The organism is Xanthobacter oligotrophicus (assembly GCF_008364685.1).
GTDB lineage: Bacteria > Pseudomonadota > Alphaproteobacteria > Rhizobiales > Xanthobacteraceae > Xanthobacter > Xanthobacter oligotrophicus.
Genome location: NZ_VTTL01000001.1, coordinates 163305 through 181060, shown reverse-complemented (window position 1 = coordinate 181060; position 17756 = coordinate 163305). Strand labels below are relative to the sequence as shown.

Annotated in this window: 15 protein-coding genes; 6 read left to right on the top strand and 9 right to left on the bottom strand. The window is 68.2% G+C overall.

Annotated elements, in window-relative coordinates:
- Complete coding sequence (locus FZ033_RS00800; protein ID WP_232847279.1) at positions 1-459, top strand: ArsR/SmtB family transcription factor; 459 nt, start codon at positions 1-3, stop codon at positions 457-459.
- Between the two features lie 6 nt (positions 460-465).
- Positions 466-2430: an ABCB family ABC transporter ATP-binding protein/permease gene (locus tag FZ033_RS00795; protein ID WP_149574292.1), complete on the top strand. Its 1965-nt coding sequence runs from the start codon at positions 466-468 to the stop codon at positions 2428-2430.
- 122 nt (positions 2431-2552) lie between these two features.
- On the opposite strand, the gene FZ033_RS00790 is transcribed toward FZ033_RS00795, so the two are convergent.
- From FZ033_RS00790 to FZ033_RS00755, 8 genes are all read right to left on the bottom strand, one after another.
- The gene (locus FZ033_RS00790) at positions 2553-2990 is read right to left on the bottom strand and encodes a VOC family protein (RefSeq protein ID WP_149574291.1); all 438 of its coding nucleotides are present in this window, start codon (positions 2988-2990) and stop codon (positions 2553-2555) included.
- Positions 2991-3083: 93 nt separating this feature from the next.
- Positions 3084-4343, bottom strand: coding sequence for an RNA polymerase sigma factor (locus FZ033_RS00785; protein WP_232847278.1), 1260 nt, complete (start codon positions 4341-4343; stop codon positions 3084-3086).
- Entirely contained in the window at positions 4340-4714 is a 375-nt protein-coding gene (locus tag FZ033_RS00780; protein ID WP_149574290.1) for a YciI family protein, read from the bottom strand. The genes FZ033_RS00785 and FZ033_RS00780 overlap by 4 nt, the downstream gene beginning before the upstream one ends.
- A gap of 104 nt (positions 4715-4818) precedes the next feature.
- Positions 4819-5220 carry a DUF1398 domain-containing protein gene (locus FZ033_RS00775; RefSeq protein ID WP_149574289.1) on the bottom strand — a complete coding sequence of 134 codons (402 nt, stop codon included), beginning with the start codon at positions 5218-5220 and terminating at the stop codon, positions 4819-4821.
- A 45-nt stretch (positions 5221-5265) separates the two neighbouring features.
- Positions 5266-5745 (bottom strand): MarR family winged helix-turn-helix transcriptional regulator, encoded by a 480-nt coding sequence (locus tag FZ033_RS00770; RefSeq protein ID WP_149574288.1) that lies wholly within the window; start codon positions 5743-5745, stop codon positions 5266-5268.
- A gap of 113 nt (positions 5746-5858) precedes the next feature.
- On the bottom strand, positions 5859-7367 hold the full coding sequence (locus FZ033_RS00765) for a carboxypeptidase M32 (RefSeq protein ID WP_149574287.1): 1509 nt from the start codon (positions 7365-7367) through the stop codon (positions 5859-5861).
- 199 nt (positions 7368-7566) lie between these two features.
- Positions 7567-7902, bottom strand: coding sequence for an antibiotic biosynthesis monooxygenase family protein (locus FZ033_RS00760; RefSeq protein WP_149574286.1), 336 nt, complete (start codon positions 7900-7902; stop codon positions 7567-7569).
- A gap of 58 nt (positions 7903-7960) precedes the next feature.
- Positions 7961-10165 (bottom strand): TonB-dependent hemoglobin/transferrin/lactoferrin family receptor, encoded by a 2205-nt coding sequence (locus FZ033_RS00755; RefSeq protein WP_149574285.1) that lies wholly within the window; start codon positions 10163-10165, stop codon positions 7961-7963.
- A gap of 386 nt (positions 10166-10551) precedes the next feature.
- On the opposite strand from FZ033_RS00755, the gene FZ033_RS00750 reads away from it, so the two are divergent.
- The 3 genes from FZ033_RS00750 to FZ033_RS00740 are packed head-to-tail and all read left to right on the top strand — an operon-like array spanning position 10552 to position 13258.
- Positions 10552-11385, top strand: coding sequence for a heme/hemin ABC transporter substrate-binding protein (locus FZ033_RS00750; RefSeq protein ID WP_188079226.1), 834 nt, complete (start codon positions 10552-10554; stop codon positions 11383-11385).
- The gene (locus FZ033_RS00745; RefSeq protein ID WP_188079225.1) at positions 11382-12470 is read left to right on the top strand and encodes a FecCD family ABC transporter permease; all 1089 of its coding nucleotides are present in this window, start codon (positions 11382-11384) and stop codon (positions 12468-12470) included. Before FZ033_RS00750 ends, FZ033_RS00745 begins: the two co-directional genes overlap by 4 nt.
- Before the next feature lie 11 nt (positions 12471-12481).
- Positions 12482-13258: a heme ABC transporter ATP-binding protein gene (locus FZ033_RS00740; protein ID WP_149574639.1), complete on the top strand. Its 777-nt coding sequence runs from the start codon at positions 12482-12484 to the stop codon at positions 13256-13258.
- Between the two features lie 124 nt (positions 13259-13382).
- On the opposite strand, the gene FZ033_RS00735 is transcribed toward FZ033_RS00740, so the two are convergent.
- A complete protein-coding gene (locus tag FZ033_RS00735) occupies positions 13383-13856 on the bottom strand; it encodes a peroxiredoxin (RefSeq protein WP_149574283.1) in 474 nt (157 codons plus the stop codon).
- A gap of 263 nt (positions 13857-14119) precedes the next feature.
- On the opposite strand from FZ033_RS00735, the gene FZ033_RS00730 reads away from it, so the two are divergent.
- Positions 14120-17653: a YhdP family protein gene (locus FZ033_RS00730; protein WP_188079224.1), complete on the top strand. Its 3534-nt coding sequence runs from the start codon at positions 14120-14122 to the stop codon at positions 17651-17653.
- The last annotated feature ends 103 nt before the right edge of the window (positions 17654-17756 follow it).

Here is a 17756-nt window from a genome sequence, read left to right as displayed (position 1 = left end):
GTGACGAGCGTGCTTGAAGTCGCCCCATTCATCGGCTATCGCCGATGGACGATGAATATGACGCCCTTTCCACACCCCGGCGGACCCGACGCCGCAGACCCGGCGCAGGCGGGCTCCGAGAGTCCCGTCGAGGACCGTGCGGCCCTCGCCGAGCGCCTGCGGGCGCTGGCCCATCCGGTTCGGCTGCGCGTGCTGGAAACGCTCGCCGGCCAGGACCGCTGCGTGTGCGGCGAGATCGTCCGGGGGCTGCCCCTTGCGCAGTCGACCGTATCGCAACATCTGAAGGTCCTCACGGATTCAGGATTGATCCGGAGCCGGACCGAGGGCCAGCGCACCGCCTACTGCCTCGACCGGGATGCCATTTCCGCGCTCAAGGGTGAGATCGATGCTCTTTTCTCGGGGCTGTTGCCGCCCGGGGACTGTTGCGCGCCGCCCGTGGGCCGCACCGAAGACCGATAGGCCATCATGTCCAAGACGCCTCCTCCCGCCGCCGGCCCGCGCCGGCCGGCCGTTTCCGCCGACGCCCTGCTCGATACCATCCGCGGCCTCTGGCCCTATCTGTGGCCCGCCGGCCGGGCGGACCTGCGGGCGCGTGTCGTCATCACCTTCGCACTGCTGTTCGCATCCAAGGGTGCGACCCTGGCGGTGCCGTTCCTGTTCAAATGGGCGACGGACGCGCTCACCGCAGAAGTCTCCTCAGGCGGCACCAGCGCCCCGACCCCCGCCTTCTGGGTCCTGGTGGTGGGCGCCCCGGTGGCGCTGACGCTTGCCTATGGCCTCGGGCGCATCCTGATGGCCGGCGTCACCCAGTTGCGCGACGGCATCTTCGCCAAGGTGGCGCTGAATGCGGTGCGGCGCCTCGCGCTCGAGACCTTCGAGCACATGCACGCCCTGTCCCTGCGCTTCCATCTGGAGCGCAAGACCGGCGGGCTCACCCGCGTGCTGGAGCGTGCGCGCTCTGGCATCGAGACCATCGTGCGCATGCTGGTGCTGCAACTGGCGCCCACCATTGTCGAGCTGGCCATGGTCATCGGCGTGCTGTTCTTCGCCTTCGACTGGCGGTATGCGGCGGTGGTGGCGGTGACGGTGCTGCTCTATGGCTTCTTCACCTATTTCGCTAGCGAGTGGCGGCTCTCCATCCGCAAGGAGATGAACGAGAGCGACACCGACGCCAACACCAAGGCGGTGGACAGCCTGCTCAACTACGAGACGGTGAAGTATTTCGGCGCCGAGCGCTGGGAAACCCAGCGTTATGACCGCTCCATGGTGCGCTACGAGAAGGCGACGGTGAACACCTATACCTCTCTGGCGTGGCTGAACGCTGGGCAGGCGGTGATTTTTTCCATCGGCCTTGCGGTGGTGATGGTCATGTGCGTGCTCGACATCCGCGCCGGGCGGCAGACGGTGGGCTCCTTCGTCATGATCAACGCCATGATGGTGCAGTTCTACATTCCGCTGAACTTCCTCGGCTTCATCTATCGCGAGATCAAGCAGGCCATCGTGGACATCGAGGCCATGTTCGCCGTGCTTGCGGTGGCGCCCGAGGTGAAGGACCAGCCCGCAGCGCAGGACCTCGTGGTGTCCGGCGGCACGGTGCGGTTCGAGAACGTGCGCTTCTCCTATGATGCGGGCCGCGAGATCCTCAAGGGCGTCACCTTCGAGGTGCCGGCGGGCCGCACGGTGGCCATCGTCGGGCCTTCGGGGGCGGGGAAATCGACCCTGTCGCGCCTGCTGTTCCGCTTCTACGACATCTCGTCCGGCCGCATCACCATCGACGGGCAGGATATCCGCGCCGTCCGGCAGGAGAGCCTGCGCGCCGCCATCGGCATGGTGCCGCAGGACACGGTGCTGTTCAACGACACCATCGCCTACAACATCCGCTACGGCCGCCCCGCCGCCTCCGAGGCGGAAGTGGAGGAGGCGGCGCGCCTTGCCCAGATCGACGGCTTCATCCGCGCCACCCCCAAGGGCTACCGGACCGAAGTGGGCGAGCGCGGGCTGAAGCTGTCGGGCGGTGAGAAGCAGCGCGTCGCCATCGCCCGCACCATCCTGAAGGCGCCGCCCATCCTGGTGCTGGACGAGGCCACCTCGGCCCTCGACAGCCACACGGAAAAGGACATCCAGGACGCCCTTGAGCGGGTATCGGAGGGGCGCACTACCCTCGTCATTGCACACCGGCTCTCCACCGTGGTGGCGGCGGACGAGATTCTCGTTCTGGCGGAAGGGCGCGTCGCCGAGCGTGGCTGCCATGCGGAGCTGCTGGCCCGCGGCGGACTTTATGCCGCCCTGTGGAACCGCCAGCGCGAGGCGGACGACGCGGCCATGGCCCTCGCCCGGGCGCAGGCGGCCGATCTCGGCGCAGCCGAGGCCGGCGTGCCCCATCCGGACGAGGAAGGCATCAGCGAGGAGCAGGTGAGCGCGGTCAGCTGAGCCTCTACCAACGGGGCTGGTTGGCGAGCGTCGCAGCCCCCCGTCGGCCAGGCCCGCGCGGCGATTGAGCGAAGCCCTATCGGCTCCGGTCGAAGACCGGGGCCGATAGCATTGAGAGACCGTCAGTGCGGCTGGTTGAAGGCCCAGACCACGCCGAAGGGATCGCGCACCTGCGCATAGCGCGCGCCCCAGAACATGTCGGACGGCGGCATCATCGCGCTCGCCCCCGCCGCCACGGCCCGCTCGAATGCAGCGTCCGTGTCCGTGACGTGCAGGCTGAGATTGAAGCCGCCAAGCTTCTCGACAGGGCCGGCGCAATATTCGGGATAAGGGTCGGCCAGCATCACCGAGCTGCCGTTGATGTAGAGGTGTACGTGCATGGTGCGGCCGCTGTCATCCGGGGGGATGGCGAAGGCGAGCTCCGCGCCAAGGGCACTCTTGTAGAACTCGACCGCCTTCATGGCGCCGTCCACCGTCAGGTAGGCCGTGACCCCGCCTTTCACCGGGGGCATGGCGCTGAAATCGGCCGTGGGAGTGGTCGTCTCGGCGGTATCGGACATGGTCTTCCTCCTGCTGAAGCCCCGGAAAAGGGGGCGCCCGTGCTTCAAGAACGTCCCATGCGCCGGCGTCCCGACAGCCGGCCACGAACTTTTTCAGGCCCCCGCCTCGGCCATCAGCCGGTCGAGATGGGTGCGGATGTGGTCGGCCTCGGCCGGCGTGTTGGCGAGGGCGATGGCGCGGTCGAAGGCTTCCCGCGCCTCCGCCCGCCGGCCCAGTTCCAGCAGGAAGGCGCCGCGCGCGCCGAAATAGTGGAAATAGCCTGAAAGCTGAGGTGCCAGCGGCTCGATCATGGCGAGGGCCGCCGCGGCACCCCTCACCTTGCTCACCGCCACGGCGCGGTTGAGCGTGACCACGGGCGAGGGCTGGAGATATTCCAGCGTCGCATAGAGCGCGTCGATCTGCGCCCAGTCCGTCTCCTCCGGCCGGGGCGCGCGGGCGTGGAGGGCGGCGATGGCCGCCTGCACCTGATAGGCGCCGGGCCGGCGATGGCGCACCGCCTTGTCGATCAGGGCCAGGCCTTCGGTGATGCGGGCGCGGTCCCATCTGGAACGGTCCTGCGCGTCCAGCAGGATCACGCGGCCGTCGGCGTCGAAGCGGGCGGCGGAGCGGGCGTGCTGGAGCAGGAGGAGGGCATTGAGACCCATGATTTCCGGCTCGGTGGGGAACAGGCGCAGCAGCAGCCGGGCGAGGCGGATGGCGTCGTCGGACAGCGGGGAGCGGTCCGGATCGGGACCGGCCGAATAGCCTTCGTTGAACACGAGATAAACCATGGCCGCCACGGTGCCGAGCCGCTCGGCCCGCTCCACCGGGCCCGGCGCCTCGAACGGCACGTCGGCCTTGGCGATGCGGCCCTTGGCGCGGGTGATGCGCTGCTCCATGGCCGCCTCGCTGACGAGAAAGGCGCGGGCGATCTGCTTTACCGACAGGCCCGAGACGATGCGCAGGGCGAGCGCGATCTGCTGGGTGACCGGCAATTCGGGATGGCAGCAGATGAAGAGCAGGCGCAGCACGTCGTCGCGATAGTGGGAATTGTCCAGCCGTTCGGCGAGGCCGGCTTCGGCATCGTCGAGATCGGACAATTGCTCATCCGGGGGCAGGGGATCATGCCGCGCGCGCTTGCGGACCCCATCCAGAGCGGCATTGCGGCCCACCAGGATTAGCCACGCGGCGGGATCGCGCGGCGGGCCGTTCACCGGCCAGGTTTTCAGCGCGCGCAGGCAGGCTTCCTGAAAGGCTTCCTCCGCGGTGTCGAGGTCGCGGAAATAGCGCAGCAGGGCCGCCACCGCCTGGGGCCGCGCAGCGGTGAGCGCGGCGTTGATCCAGGCCGGATCAACCAGTGCCGGCGTGGTCACGGGGCTACCCGCTGGTCGGGGAAGAACATGCCAACCGGCCGGATTTCATAGGCGCCGCCGGGATTGGCGGCGGCGAGGTCGCGGGCGATGGCGAGGGCGTCGTCGAGGTCGGCGGCGTCCACCAGATAGAAGCCGAGCAACTGCTCCTTGGTCTCGGCGAACGGCCCGTCGATGACGAGGGGCGGCTCCTCGCTCTTGCGCAGGGTGGTGGCGGCGGTGGTGGGCAGCAGGCGCAGCGAGGCGCCCATCTTGCCTGCCTTGATCAGGCGGTCCTGCACCACGGCGAGCTTCGCCATGACGGCGTCGTCCTCCTCCTTGCTCCAGGCGCAGACTACGTCTTCTTCATGGTAGCAGAGGATGGCGTACATCATGGGCAAGGCTCCCTGTCGTCTTGTCCTAGGACGCGGGAGTATGCCCATGACCGACAGGCGGATGCAAAAGTCGAGAAGCTTTGCCGTGAAAGGGATTGGGGGTCTCAGCGGGCGCCGGGGAACCATTCCACATGGGCGTCGCCGGTGCGCCCGTAATAGATGGCGCGCCGTCCGCTGAGGCTGACCTGATAACCGACGCATCCGGCGGCGACGATCTGCCGGCAGAATTCCTTGTAGCGGATCCGCCCGGCCTGGATGGCCCGCACCGCGGCCTCGACGCCGGCGGCCGAGAACGCCGCCGGAGCTGTGCCGACTACGGGCGCGTTGGGAAGGACGATGCTGGAATCATCGGGCAGATAGAAAGTCTTCTCGGCGCGCACAAGGTCGGCGTCATAGCGCTCGACGCCCGCCGCCATGAGCCGGGCCACCACCTCGCCGAAAGTGATGCGCTCTTCGTCCGAGGCCGCCACGCTTTCGCGCATGACATCCACCACGTTCGTGTCCATGGGGCTTCTCCTTGGGTGTTGCGATTGGTCAGGCAGGGACTGCGGTCAATCCACCGGCACGGTCCGCAAGCCGAGGCGGCGGACGATGGCCTTCATGACCGCCTCGACCTGTGTCCGCTCTCCGGCGGACAGGTGGCCGAAGAATTCTGCATCATTGGCATCCGCCAGCGCCGCGAGTTCCGGCACCAGCCCGTGCCCCTCCGGCGTGAGGGCGAGGCTCTGGAAGCGGCGGTCGTCCTTGGCGGCCGTTCGCGTCGCGAGGCCCTTGGCCGCGAGCCGGTCGGCCAGCTTGGAAATGGCGCCGCGCGTCATGCCGAGGCGATCCGCGAGGGCGCTGGGGACGGCGGCCCGCTGCTCGAACAGCTCGCGCAGCAGCACCCATTCCGCCACCGTCACGCCGCGCCGCTCCAGCTTGAGGCTGAAGGCATGCGAGACCTGATTGGAAACGAAGCGCAGCCAGTAGCCGAGATGGGAGTCCAGCGCCGGCAAGGCGGGCTGAGGTGCGATGGGGGCGGGATCGGTCAAATGAACCTCATTGATTGACTAGGAAACTATATCGGTATGGTTGCCTAGTCAACTATTGCTCCGGAAAAATGCGGGCGGACCCGCATTCTTCCGACGAATCGCACACGAGGGGCTCACGCCGCCTGGTGCTGCTCCATCTCGCCGCCATAGCGCCGCACCAGATGGTCCTTGAACACCGAGGCGTCGAGCGGGCGACCGGTGGCGCGGGTGAGCAGCGCGTCCGTTTCCAGCAGCGAGCCCTGGCTGTGCACGTTGGTGCGCAGCCACGCCAGCAGCGGCGCGAAATCGCCGCTGGCGATGCCGGGCAGGATGGCGGCGTCGGCGGTGCAGGCGGCGTCGAACAGCTGCGCCGCCGTCATGGCGCCGAGGGTGTAGGTGGGGAAATAGCCCCAGCCGCCGCTCGGCCAGTGGATGTCCTGCAGGCAGCCGAGGCGGTTGTCCGGCGGCACCACGCCGAGCAGCGATTTCATGCCCTCGGCCCAGGCGCCGGGCAGGTCGGAAAGCTTCATCTCGTCGCCGATCAGTGCCTTTTCCAGCCGGTAGCGCAGGATGACATGGGCGGGATAGGTCACCTCGTCCGCATCCACGCGGATGAAGCCGCGCTCCACTCGCGTATAGGATCGCCACAGGGTCTCGGCCTCCCAGGCGGGGCCGGCGCCATTGAAGGCGGCGCGCATGCGCGGGGCGGCGAAGGTGAGGAATTCGCGGCTGCGGCAGGCCTGCATCTCCATCAGCAGAGACTGGCTCTCGTGCACGCTCATGGAGCGGGCCTGCCCCACCGGCTGGAAGATGTAGTCGTGGGGGCGGCCCTGCTCGTAGAGGGCGTGCCCGGTCTCGTGCAGCACCCCCATGAGGGCCTTGGAGAAATTGGCCTCGTCGTAGCGCGTGGTGATGCGCACGTCGTTGTCGGCCCCGCCGCAGAAGGGGTGGGTGGAGACATCGAGGCGGCCGCGGTCGAAATCGAAGCCCACCGTCCTCATCATCTCGACGCCGAGGGCGCGCTGGGCCTCCACCGCGAACGGGCCGGACAAAGGCGGCGTCGCGGGGCGGCGGGACTGCACCTCCAGCACCTGCTCGGTAAAGGCGGGCAGGAACTGGGCGAGATCGTCGAACAGGGCATCGATGCGCGCGGAGCGGCCGCCGGGCTCGTAGTCGTTCAGCAGCGCGTCATAGGTGGAGAGGCCGAGCTTCTCGCCCTTGGCCTGGCCCATCTCGCGCTGCAGGCGCAGCACCTCCTCCAAATAGGGCAGGAGCGCGGGGAAGTCTGCTTCGGCGCGGGCCTTGCGCCAGGCCATCTCGCATTTGGACGAAGCCCTGCTCGCCGCTTCCACGAGGTCGGCGGGCAGGGCGGTCTGGACGGTATACTGACGCTCGATCTCGCGCACGTTCGCCTGTTCCCAGGGGCCGAGGTCCTCGCTGGAGGCGGCGGCGAGCCAGTCACCGATGCGTGGGTCGGTCACCATGCCGTGATGGAGCACCCGCAGCAGCGCCAGGCTCTCGGCGCGCGTTTCGGCGGCGCCCTTGGGCATCATGGTGTCGCTGTCCCATTGCAGGATGCCGATGCCATTGCCGAGGGCGGCGGTGCGGGTGAAATGGGCGGAAAGCTCGGAATATGCGCTCATGGTCCTGAAAATCCCGATGGCCCGGTGGCCGTGTTCGAAAGTGATGGCGCGACGGTAGAGAACCGCGCCCGCCAAGAAAAGCCCCCGACCCACGCCCCGCAGAGCGCGCCTGACCCGCCCGGGCCGAGACAAAAAGAAACCCGGCGCGGGCGGACCCGGCCGGGTGGAGGTACTCAGGGGTCGAAACGTCGAAGGATGCTCAAGCCGCCTTCTCACCGGGGGTCAGCGAAAGGACGGACTCGTACCCTTCAAACTCCGGACCGCCGATATAGTTCACGCGATTTGACGAAGATCCTGCATCGCGATGGGCAAGGCGGAAGGCTTCGGACTTGGTCCAGGCCTCGAAATCCGCCTTGGTCGCCCACACGGTGTGGGAGATGTAGAGGGTGTATTCCTCCTTCTCCGCGCCGCGGCACAGATCGAAGGCGACGAAGCCGGGAACGGCGGCAATGTAGGTGTCGCGCTCGCGCCAGACCCGCTCGAACTCGACCTCCGAGCCGTGCTTCACCTTGAACCTGTTGGTGGCAATGAACATTTCTCATACTCCGACGTGACAAATGGCATGGTGAATTGGCTGCGCCGGACCGGCGTGGCTACTTGTAGAGGGGAGACGGTGTCGCCGCGGCGATGGCGTCTGCCCCGAACCTGATGCGAAGTCCGCCCTTCACGGTAAGGCCGGCGCTGGGCAGGAACTGCTGGTATTGAGTGTACTGCTCGTTGAGCAGGTTCTCAACGGAGAGCGAGGCAAGCACGTTCTCGCTGGGCTGGTAGCCCACATAGGCGTTCACGAGGTTGAAGCTCGGGGTCGGCTCGTAGGGCGCGTCGGCCGGCATGTCGGCCGCGGTCACGGCGGCGACCCACTGCCAGCGCACGGAAACGGTCAGCTTCCTGTCGAGGAAGCGGGCGCCGAGCGTTCCCGCCACGTTGTTGGGCATGGTGTTGGAGAGCGGCCCGCCGGTTTCGCTGTTCTCGCCGTCGGCCACCGTGACGTTGAAGCCGGCGAACCATGCCCCGGCGTCGTAATTGCTCTCCAGCTCGAAGCCCTGAAGTCGCGCCTGGGCGATGTTCTGGTACTGGTAGTTGGCATAGGTGCCGTAGCGCGTCATCTGGTAGCCGACGAGTTCGATGTAGTCGTCCACGTCGTTGCGGTAGATGTTGGCCTTGGCGCGGAACTTGTCGCCCTTCACGAAGATGTCGTCGAACCGGATGTTGAGGCCGAGTTCCTTGTTCTTGCCCACCTCCGGCTGAAGATAGGGGTTGGGCACGAAGCAGAACACGCCGTAGCTGCCGTCCGGGCAGAAGACGAGGGGAATGTTCGGCGGGTGCGCGCCGTTCACCAGCGTCTCCGTCACCGCCGGGGCTCGGTAGCCTTCCGCATAGGTGCCGTAGAAGGTCAGCCAGTTCCAGGGCGTGATGCCCAGCGTGAACTTGGGCGAGAAGCGCTGGCCGTCGGTGGAGACGCCGTCGCCATTGAGGCTGTAGGTGTCGTAGCGCACGGCCGCCTGCGCTTCCAGCCAGCTGGAATAATTGGCCTTCCACTGCACGAAGGCGCCGCCCACGCCGCGCTCGCCGGAGGGATTGTAGCCGTCGCCGAAGCCGTAATTGTCCACGTTGTTCACGTCGTCATGGAAATAGTCGCCGCCGATGGTGATGGCGTTGCGGATGTCGTTCCAGACGAAGCGCGACGTGTTGTTGGCGTCGAAGCCCACGGTGTCGATGGTAAAATAGCGCGGATTGCCGACGGCACCCGTCACCGAGCTGGCGGTGCCGGCCACCTTGACCTGGTCCTGCTTCACGCGGTTCCAGTAGAGCGTGCTGCGCCAGTCGAACACAGTGTCGTTGGGGTTGGTGTAGTTCCAGCTCGCGGTGGCGGTCTGGTTAAGCACGGTGGAGCCGTACTGGGTAGCGGTTGTGGGAATGCTGCCGTTCACCAGCGCTGCATTGTAGGTGGTGTAATCGGCATTGTAGTTGAGGCCGGTGAACTTCACTTCGTGGAAGTCGGCCGGCCGGAAGGTGGCCTTGGCGATGCCGGTCCAGGTGTCGTAGCCGGTGCCGGGCACCACGTCGCCGTTGCCGTCCTTGTAGTCGCTCTGGGCGCGATAGGTGCCGCCGAGGAACAGGTCTACGTTCTGGCCCACCCGCGCCGCCGCGAACAGGGCGCCGAAGCCCATGGGTCCGTTGGACCCGAACTCGGTCAGGGCATCCGCGCCCCAGGTCTGGCCCTTCTTGATGATGTCGTCGGCATCCTTGGTGCGCATGGTGACCACACCGCCGATGGCGCCCGAGCCGTAGATGTTGGAGACCGGCCCGCGCACCACGTCCACGTCGGCCAAAAGACCCGGCTCCAGGAAGAAGGAGCCGGCGCCGGTGCCGTGGCCGAGCTGGGTGAAGTTCTGCCGCGCCCCGTCCACGAACACCGCCACGCGCCCGTAATCCTGCATGCCGCGGATGTTGATGGACGCCTGGGGCGAGTTGCCGTTCTGGATCACCGTGGTGCCAGGCATGCCGAAGAACACGTCCTGCGTGCGCGATGGCATGAGTTGTTCAAGGTCGTCCTGGCGCACCACGCTGATGGCGGCGAGGGCGTCGATGGTGCGTTCCGGCGTGAGGCTGGCGGCCACCGTGATGGTGTCGAGGGACATCTCGCCCTCTGTCTCGGCCTGTGCCGGCGCGGGTGCCACGCTCTGGGCGAGTGCCGCGCCTTCCATACCGGCGAGCAGCGCGCAGGCGGCGACGCCCGAGCGAAGAAGCCCGCTGGTCCAAATGCAAACGCCCGCTCGCTGCGGCCTGAGCGCCATGATCGTCTCTCCGGAATCGGTGCGTGATCGAGCTGGCTACCGTCCGCAATCGCGGACGTGGCGCGCTGCGGGCATCCCCGCCTGTCCCTTCTGAGCTACCGTTCGGTCACAGGGTCGTCAAGATTTTTACATGTTTGTTGCCAATCAATAGAAATAACGTCACTCATTGTGTCAGATAAACAACGCGAAGAGATCAGATTGAATTTTGAAAAAGTCAAAACAGTCGAATCTTGCGGTGCAGAATCTGCGTGGATGGCATGAAGTGGAAATTTTCTAATTCAATGAATCGACCATTTAGACTCCATCGATTCGTCGCTCTTCTTGGTGTCTCGGTTGCCATCCTCGGCGCGATGCCGGACCTCGCTGCTGCGGAGGTCCGCGGGCGGGTGGCGGCTGATACGTCCCGCATCGTCTCCATCGGTGGGGCGGTCACCGAGGTCCTGTTCGCCCTCGGCCTCGGCGACCGTGTCGTGGCGGTGGACCAGACCAGCCGCTATCCCGCCGCGGCGCGGCGCAAGCCTGATGTCGGCTATTCCCGCGCCCTGTCGCCGGAAGGCGTTCTCTCCACCGGGCCGAGCCTGATTCTCGCGGCGGAGGGCGCGGGGCCGCGCTCCACCCTCGATGTGCTGGAGCATGCCTCGGTGCCGGTGGTGCTCATTCCCGAGGCTCACGACAAGGCCGGCGTGCTCGCCAAGATCGCGGCCGTGGCGCAGGCGGTGGGCGAGGACGAGAAGGGCCGGGTGCTCGCCGCCGAGGTGGCGGCGGATTTCGCGGCGCTGGAGGACATGGTGAAGGCCCTGCCGGGCCGACCCCGCGGGGTGTTCGTGCTCTCGGCGTCCGGCGGGGCAGCGGTGGTGGGCGGCTCGGACACGAGCGCGGACGCCATCTTCCGCCTCGCCGGCGTCACCAATGCCATGGCCACCATCAAGGGCTTCAAGCCGGCCCTTGATGAAGCAGCCATGTCGGCCGAGCCCGACGCCGTGGTAGTGATGCAGGGCGGCGGCCAGGTGCTGGACGCCGACACCGTGTTCTCCCTGCCGGCCTTCGCCGGCACGCCGGCTGCACGCGAACGCCGGCTTGTGACCATGCCCGGCTCCTATCTCCTCGGCTTCGGCCCGCGCACCCCGCGCGCGGCGCGGGATCTCGCCGCCGCGCTCCATCCCGGCGCGGCTCTGCCGGAGTTGCCGGCCCGACCCTGGAGCACGGAGAAGGACCAATGAGCGTGGAGCACGTCACCATGGCCGCTCCGGCGGAAATCGCATCCGGCCGTCCGGTGAAGGCGGGGCTGATCCTGTTCGCGCTGCTTGCGGGCGCGGCCTTGATCGGGGCGCTGGCCATCGGCCCCTTCACCATCGCGCCGGGCCGCGTGCTGTCCATCCTGTGGGATTTCGTGACGGGCAATACCGCACCATCCGCCGCCCTGCGCGAGCGTATCGTGGTGCTCGACGTGCGCTTTCCCCGCGCCGTGGTGGGCGCGCTCACGGGGGCGGGCACGGCGGTGGCCGGGGCGGTGATGCAGGGCGTGTTCCGCAATCCTTTGGCCGATCCCGGCCTGGTGGGCGTCGCCCCCGGCGCGGCGCTGGCGGCGGTGGCCTTCGTGGTCTTCGGCGCGCCTTTGGCGATGCTGCTGCCCGCGCCGCTGCAGGCGCTGGGCCTGCCCCTTGCGGCCTTTGCCGGCGGGCTCGGCACCACGCTCGTCATCGCCCGCCTCGCGGCGCGGGATGGGCGCACGCAGGTGGCGACCCTGCTTTTTGCGGGACTCGCGCTGGGCGCGCTGGCCAGTGCCGGGACCGGGGTGATGGTGTTCCTCGCCTCCGAGCAGCAGACCCGCGAATTCCTGTTCTGGACCCTCGGCAGCCTCGGCGGCGCCACCTGGCTGAAGGCGGCGCTCGCCGCGCCCTTCGTGCTGGGCCTGCTGGTGGCGTCCGTCTTCCTCGCCCGAGGGCTCGATGCGCTGGCGCTGGGGGAGGCGGAAGCATTCCACGCCGGCGTTTCGGTGGAGCGGCTGAAGCGGGGCGCGGTCATTGCCGTGGCGGCCGGGGTGGGGGCCTCGGTGGCAGCGGCGGGGGTGGTGGGCTTCATCGGGCTGGTGGTGCCGCATCTGGCGCGGCTGGTGGTGGGGCCGTCGCACCGGGTGCTGCTTCCGGCGTCCGCTTTGCTCGGCATCGCGGTGCTGCTCGGCGCCGACATCCTGGCGCGGATGATCGCCGCGCCGGCCGAACTGCCGCTGGGCGTCGTCACCGCTCTGGTGGGGGCGCCCTTCTTCCTGTGGCTGCTGCTTCGCCGGCGCGCCTTCGTCGGATGATGGGGGTGAAGATGTATCGGGCCGAGAATGTGAGCGTTGCGGCCGGGGGCCGCCTGCTGGTGGAGGGTGCCAGCCTTGCCGTCCAGCCGGGGCGGGTGACGGTTCTGGTGGGGCCGAACGGGGCGGGAAAATCCACGCTGCTGAAGGCCATGTCCGGCGAGCACCGCCTGTCATCCGGCCGCGTGACGCTGGACGGGGTGGCGATCACGCGCCTGTCGCCGCTGGAACTGGCCCGGCGCCGGGCGGTGCTGCCCCAGGCGGCGGAGGTGGCGTTTCCGTTCACCGCTGGAGAAGTGATCGCTGCCGGCCTCATGGCGCCGGACGGGCGCGACGGCGCGCGCATCGCCCGCCTCCTCGGTGAGGTGGACCTGCCGGGCTTCGCCCAGCGGCGCTACGACAGCCTTTCGGGCGGCGAGCGGCAGCGGGTGCAACTGGCGCGCATTCTCGCCCAGCTGGAGCTGACGCGGGCGGACGCACCTTCCTATCTCTTCCTCGACGAACCCACCGCGAGCCTTGACCTCGCCCACCAGCTCACGGTGCTGCGGCTGGCCCGCGCCCATGCGGACAAGGGCGGCGGCGTGCTTGCGGTGCTCCACGACCTCAATCTCGCGGTCATGGTGGCGGACGAGATCGTGGTGCTGGCGCAGGGCCGAATCCGGGCGGCGGGGCCGGCGGGGGAGGTGATCCGCGACGAGGTCCTGGAGGCGGCGTTCGGGGTGCGCGTGCGTGTCGGCATCGCGCCGCCGGGGCCGTTCGTGCTGCCGCAGAACGTGAATTGGGCGGGGTAGGCGCGCGGGGGAACTTGCCTGAAGCTTTCCATCCCACACTGTCATCCCCCGGACGAGCCGGGGGATGACAGTGTGCAGGGCGATGGCGACCGTTCAGGGATCAGCACCGGCGCGTTGAACCACCTCAGCCCAGTTCCTGCGCCGCTTTGAGTACCTCTTCGGCGTGGCCGGCCACTTTCACCTTGGGCCAGGTGCGGGCCACCTTGCCGTCGCGGCCGATGAGCAGGGTCGCCCGCTCGATGCCCATGTACTTGCGGCCGTACATGCTCTTTTCCACCCAGACGCCATAGGCTTCCAGCATGGCCTTGTCCGGGTCGGAGCCCAGCGGAAAGGCGAGGTCGTACTTGGCCTTGAACTTGTCTTGCGCGCTCACCGCATCGGCCGAGACGCCAAGAATGTCGGTGTCGGCGGCGGCGAAGGCGGCTTTCAGGCCGTTGAAGGCGATGGCTTCCTTGGTGCAGCCGGTGGTGTTGGCCTTGGGGTAGAAATAGAGCACCAGCTTGCGGCCCTTGAAGTCCTTGAGCGCCACCGTGCCACCCCCATCGCGGGCGAGCGAGAACGGGGGCGACTTCGCGCCGGCTTCCGGAAACTGCGACATCCGCCTTCCTTTCGACGTGTTCGGCGCCATTACGGGGCTGGGCGGCGCGTTCTTGTGGCTCTGGCGACCCACAACATCGCCGCCTTCCCGGCGCACATGGTAACCTGCAAGGATTGATCCACCTCATCTTTACGAGGCACGGGCAGGTTAGGGTCAATCGGCCGGTCATGGACGAATCGCCGCGCGCGGGGGAAGAGCCTGCGCACAAGGTCCCATGGCGGGTGTGTCGGAAGCTGAAAGAAGCGTGGAAGGGTCGAAACGGCATGGAGGATAGGGTGCGCAAGCCGGAGCCGGTGCGGCGTCAGCCGCGGCGCTCCCGCTTCCAGGGCATCATGGGGGCGCTGACGCCGCGCAGCCGCGCTGCGCGCGTGTTTACCATGGTGTGCCTGCTGCTCATCGCCCTAGGCGGCGTGGCGGCGGTCACCCTCTACGTGCTCATCGCCAACGGCTTCGTCACCGCCAACCTCGCGACCCCCTATATCGAGCGGGCGCTGGAGGAGCGTATCGGCGGCGGTCACAAGGTGGCCATCGGCTCCACCACCATGGAGACCGTGAGCGGCGGCGCCACCGCCGTGGTGGTGCACGACATCCGCGTCACCGGACCCGACGGCCAGCTGGTGGCGAGCGCCCCCAGCGCCGAGGTGGAACTGGAAGGCTCGCTGCTCTCCCTCATGCCCAAGGCGCGGCGCATCGACCTCGTCGGCGCGGAGATGACGGTGCGCATCGCCGCCTCCGGCCATCTGGCGGTCGCCACCGGCAAGGGCGCCAAGGCGATCACGGCCCCGATTTCGGTGGCCGCCCGCACGCCATCGCAGCCTGCCCCGGTCGCATCTGCGCCTGCCGGGGGTGGTGCACCCGCCGCGATACCGCAGCCGGCAGCGCCCGACCCGGCTGCCGCGGCTGCCGTCGCCAGCGCCCTCGATACCGATCCCCTGAAGCCCGTCGCCCTGGCCCGCTGGATCAATGAACTCGAATCGGCCGGCTTCGATGGCGGCGCCCTGGCCGACGTGGGGCTCAAGGACGGCACCCTCATCGTGGAGAACGAGAGCGCCGGCCGCCGCATCGTGTTCCAGCACATCAGCGTGCGGCTCGCCCGGCCGCAGGCGGGCGGCGCCCAGCTCACCTTCACCATCCAGTCGCCGCAGGGCGTCGCCACCGCCACGGCGCGCATCGGCCCGGCGCGGGATGGCGAGCGGGCCATCGAGCTTGCGATCCGCAACCTCTCCACCCGCGACCTGCTCCAGGCCTTCATCCAGGACCAGCGGCGCTTCTACATGGACACGCCGCTGAACGCGTCCTTCACCGCCCGCCTGTCGGTGGACGGCGAGGTGAAGGCCGGCGAGGCGAACCTGGACTTCGGCGCCGGCGCGCTTGGCAACGGCGAGGACCCGGAAGAGCGCTTCGTCATCGATCGCGCCCGCATCGGCCTGACCCTCGACGTGGCCCGCCGTGTGATCGTGGTCGCGCCCATCGAGGCGGTGAAGACCGAGAACATCATTTCGCTGGCAGGCGAGATCAAGGTGCCGGCGACCCTGGGCGCGCCCTGGCCGTTCCGGATGGGTCCGAAACAGGTGGTGCTCGCCGGCAAGGAGATGCCCGAGCCCGCCCTAGTGGTGGACAAGGTGGAGGTGGCGGGCCGGTTCGATCCACCCAGCCGGCAGATCATCGTTGATACGGGCTTCCTCGGCTCGGCGGCGGGCAGCTTCACCTTCACCGCCCTGTTCGATTTTGGCGTGGACGTGCCCTACGTGAAGTTCGACGGCACCGCCTCGCCCATGCCGGTGGCCACCATCAAGCGCTTCTGGCCGGTGAACATCGCCCCGCCGGCCCGGCAGTTCGCCATCGAAAACGTCTCCGGCGGCACGGCGGACGGCATCACCGTGGCGGTCAAGCTGCCCCTCGACCTGATCGGCCAGAAGCAGGTGCCCCTGCCGGACGACGGTGTGCGCTTCACCATCAACGGCAAGGGGGTCTGGCTCCGGCCGGTGAAGGGCCTGCCGCCCATCACCAACGCGAGCCTCGCCATCCTCGTCACCGGCCGCTCGGTGCGCATCACCCTGCCGGAGGGAACCGCGGTGACGCCGCAGAACCGCAAGATCGCGGTGAGCGACGGCGTGATGTTGATGCCGGACTATTTCCCCCGCGAACCCACCTCCCAGATCAAGGTGAAGTTCGACGGCCCGGCCGACGGCGCCGTCGAGGTGCTGGGCATGGAGCCGCTGAAGGGTCCCACCGGAACCGCCTTCGATCCCTCCACCACGCGGGGCAAGTTCTCCGCCCTGCTGCAGGTGAACATCACCTTCCGCAAGGTGCCGCGGCCGGAGGACTTCGACTATTCGCTCGAAGCCACCCTCACCGATTTCGGCGTGGACAAGGTGTTTCGCGGCCTGCGTCTCGAAGGGGCGACGGTGAAGGCCTTCGCCTCTCCGGCCGGCGTGGTGCTGCGCGGCGACGGCAAGATCGCTGGCGCGCCGATGGCGTTCGAGTACGAGAAGCGCAAGGACGTGGCCGATTCCGACATCCGCGTCAGCGCCACCCTGGACGATGCCGCCCGCGGCAAGCTGGGCGTGGACCTGCCCGGCGTATCGGGGCCGGTGGGGGTGCGCCTCGTCGGCACCACCAACAACAAGGATACACGGGCGACCATCGAGGCCGATCTCGTCAATGCCCGCATCGCCGATCTCATCCCCGGCCTCAGCAAGCCGGCAGGCAAGCCCCTGAAGGCGAAATTTGCCCTGAACGACAAGGGCAACAGCGTCCGCCTCGACGACATGGTCATCGACGGCTCGGGCACGCTGCTGAAGGGGTCCATGGAACTGTCCGACAGCGGCGATCTGGTCGGTGCCAGCTTCCCCACCTTCCAGCTTTCCGATGGCGACAAGGCCTCGGCCAAGGCCGAGAGGTCGGGGGATGTGCTGAAGGTCCGCATCACCGGCGATGTCATGGATGCCCGGGGCATCATGAAGAGCCTCGTGTCCGCCCCCGCCGGCCAGCGGCGCGCCCAGAAGATGCCGGACGTGGACGTGGAGGCGCGCGTCGGCGCCCTCACTGGCAACAATGGCGAGGTGCTGCGCCAGTTCGACCTCTCGGTATCGCGCCGGGGCGTGGAGACGCGCGACTTCACGCTCACCGCCAAGGCCGGCCGCGACGGCACGGTGGCGGGCGAGATGCGCAACTGGCAGGGCCGGCAGAAGGCGCTCCAACTCACCACGTCCGACGCCGGCGCCATGCTGCGCTTCCTCGACATCTATCCCAAGGTGCAGGGCGGCGAGGCCTGGCTGGTGGTGGACCCGCCGCGCAGCGACAGCACCCCCCAGGAAGGCGTAATCCACGTGCGCGACTTCGCCATCAAGGGCGAGCCTGGACTCCAGCAGCTCTCCAGCGCGGCGCGTGATTCGTCCGGCAAGATCGAGGACGGCACCGCCGCCTTCCAGAAGGCGCAGGCCCAGTTCTCCCGCACCACCGGCAAGATCGTGTTCAAGGAAGGCGCCATCTGGGGTTCGTCGGTCGGCGCCACCTTCGACGGCACGCTGGACTTCGCCGCCGACCGCATCTCCGTGCGTGGCACCTTCGTGCCGGCCTACGCCCTCAACAACATCTTCTCCAAGCTGCCGGTCATCGGCCTGTTGCTTGGCGGCGGACCCAACGAGGGCCTCGTGGGCGTGACCTTCGAGATCGTCGGCCCCCTCAGCGGCGGGCCCACGCTGCGCATCAATCCCATCTCCGCGGTGGCGCCCGGCTTCCTGCGCAAGATCTTCGAATTCCGCGATTCCAGCGACGCACCCCCGACCCGGTAAGGCGGCGGGCGCTGCGACAGTTTGCCCGGACGCCCCTTGCCGTGGGTCACGGCACCGCTCACACTCACCCCATAACAAGATACGGGCGGAAACGAAAAAGGGT

What these genes read in the sequence shown, in the direction of transcription:
- FZ033_RS00795 (WP_149574292.1), top strand. Translation starts at nt 466, where the DNA reads ATGTCCAAGACGCCTCCTCCCGCCGCCGGCCCGCGCCGGCCGGCCGTT.
- FZ033_RS00790 (WP_149574291.1), bottom strand. Translation starts at nt 2,990, where the DNA reads ATGTCCGATACCGCCGAGACGACCACTCCCACGGCCGATTTCAGCGCC.
- FZ033_RS00780 (WP_149574290.1), bottom strand. Translation starts at nt 4,714, where the DNA reads ATGATGTACGCCATCCTCTGCTACCATGAAGAAGACGTAGTCTGCGCC.
- FZ033_RS00775 (WP_149574289.1), bottom strand. Translation starts at nt 5,220, where the DNA reads ATGGACACGAACGTGGTGGATGTCATGCGCGAAAGCGTGGCGGCCTCG.
- FZ033_RS00765 (WP_149574287.1), bottom strand. Translation starts at nt 7,367, where the DNA reads ATGAGCGCATATTCCGAGCTTTCCGCCCATTTCACCCGCACCGCCGCC.
- FZ033_RS00760 (WP_149574286.1), bottom strand. Translation starts at nt 7,902, where the DNA reads ATGTTCATTGCCACCAACAGGTTCAAGGTGAAGCACGGCTCGGAGGTC.
- FZ033_RS00755 (WP_149574285.1), bottom strand. Translation starts at nt 10,165, where the DNA reads ATGGCGCTCAGGCCGCAGCGAGCGGGCGTTTGCATTTGGACCAGCGGG.
- FZ033_RS00745 (WP_188079225.1), top strand. Translation starts at nt 11,382, where the DNA reads ATGAGCGTGGAGCACGTCACCATGGCCGCTCCGGCGGAAATCGCATCC.
- FZ033_RS00740 (WP_149574639.1), top strand. Translation starts at nt 12,482, where the DNA reads ATGTATCGGGCCGAGAATGTGAGCGTTGCGGCCGGGGGCCGCCTGCTG.
- FZ033_RS00735 (WP_149574283.1), bottom strand. Translation starts at nt 13,856, where the DNA reads ATGTCGCAGTTTCCGGAAGCCGGCGCGAAGTCGCCCCCGTTCTCGCTC.
- FZ033_RS00730 (WP_188079224.1), top strand. Translation starts at nt 14,120, where the DNA reads ATGGAGGATAGGGTGCGCAAGCCGGAGCCGGTGCGGCGTCAGCCGCGG.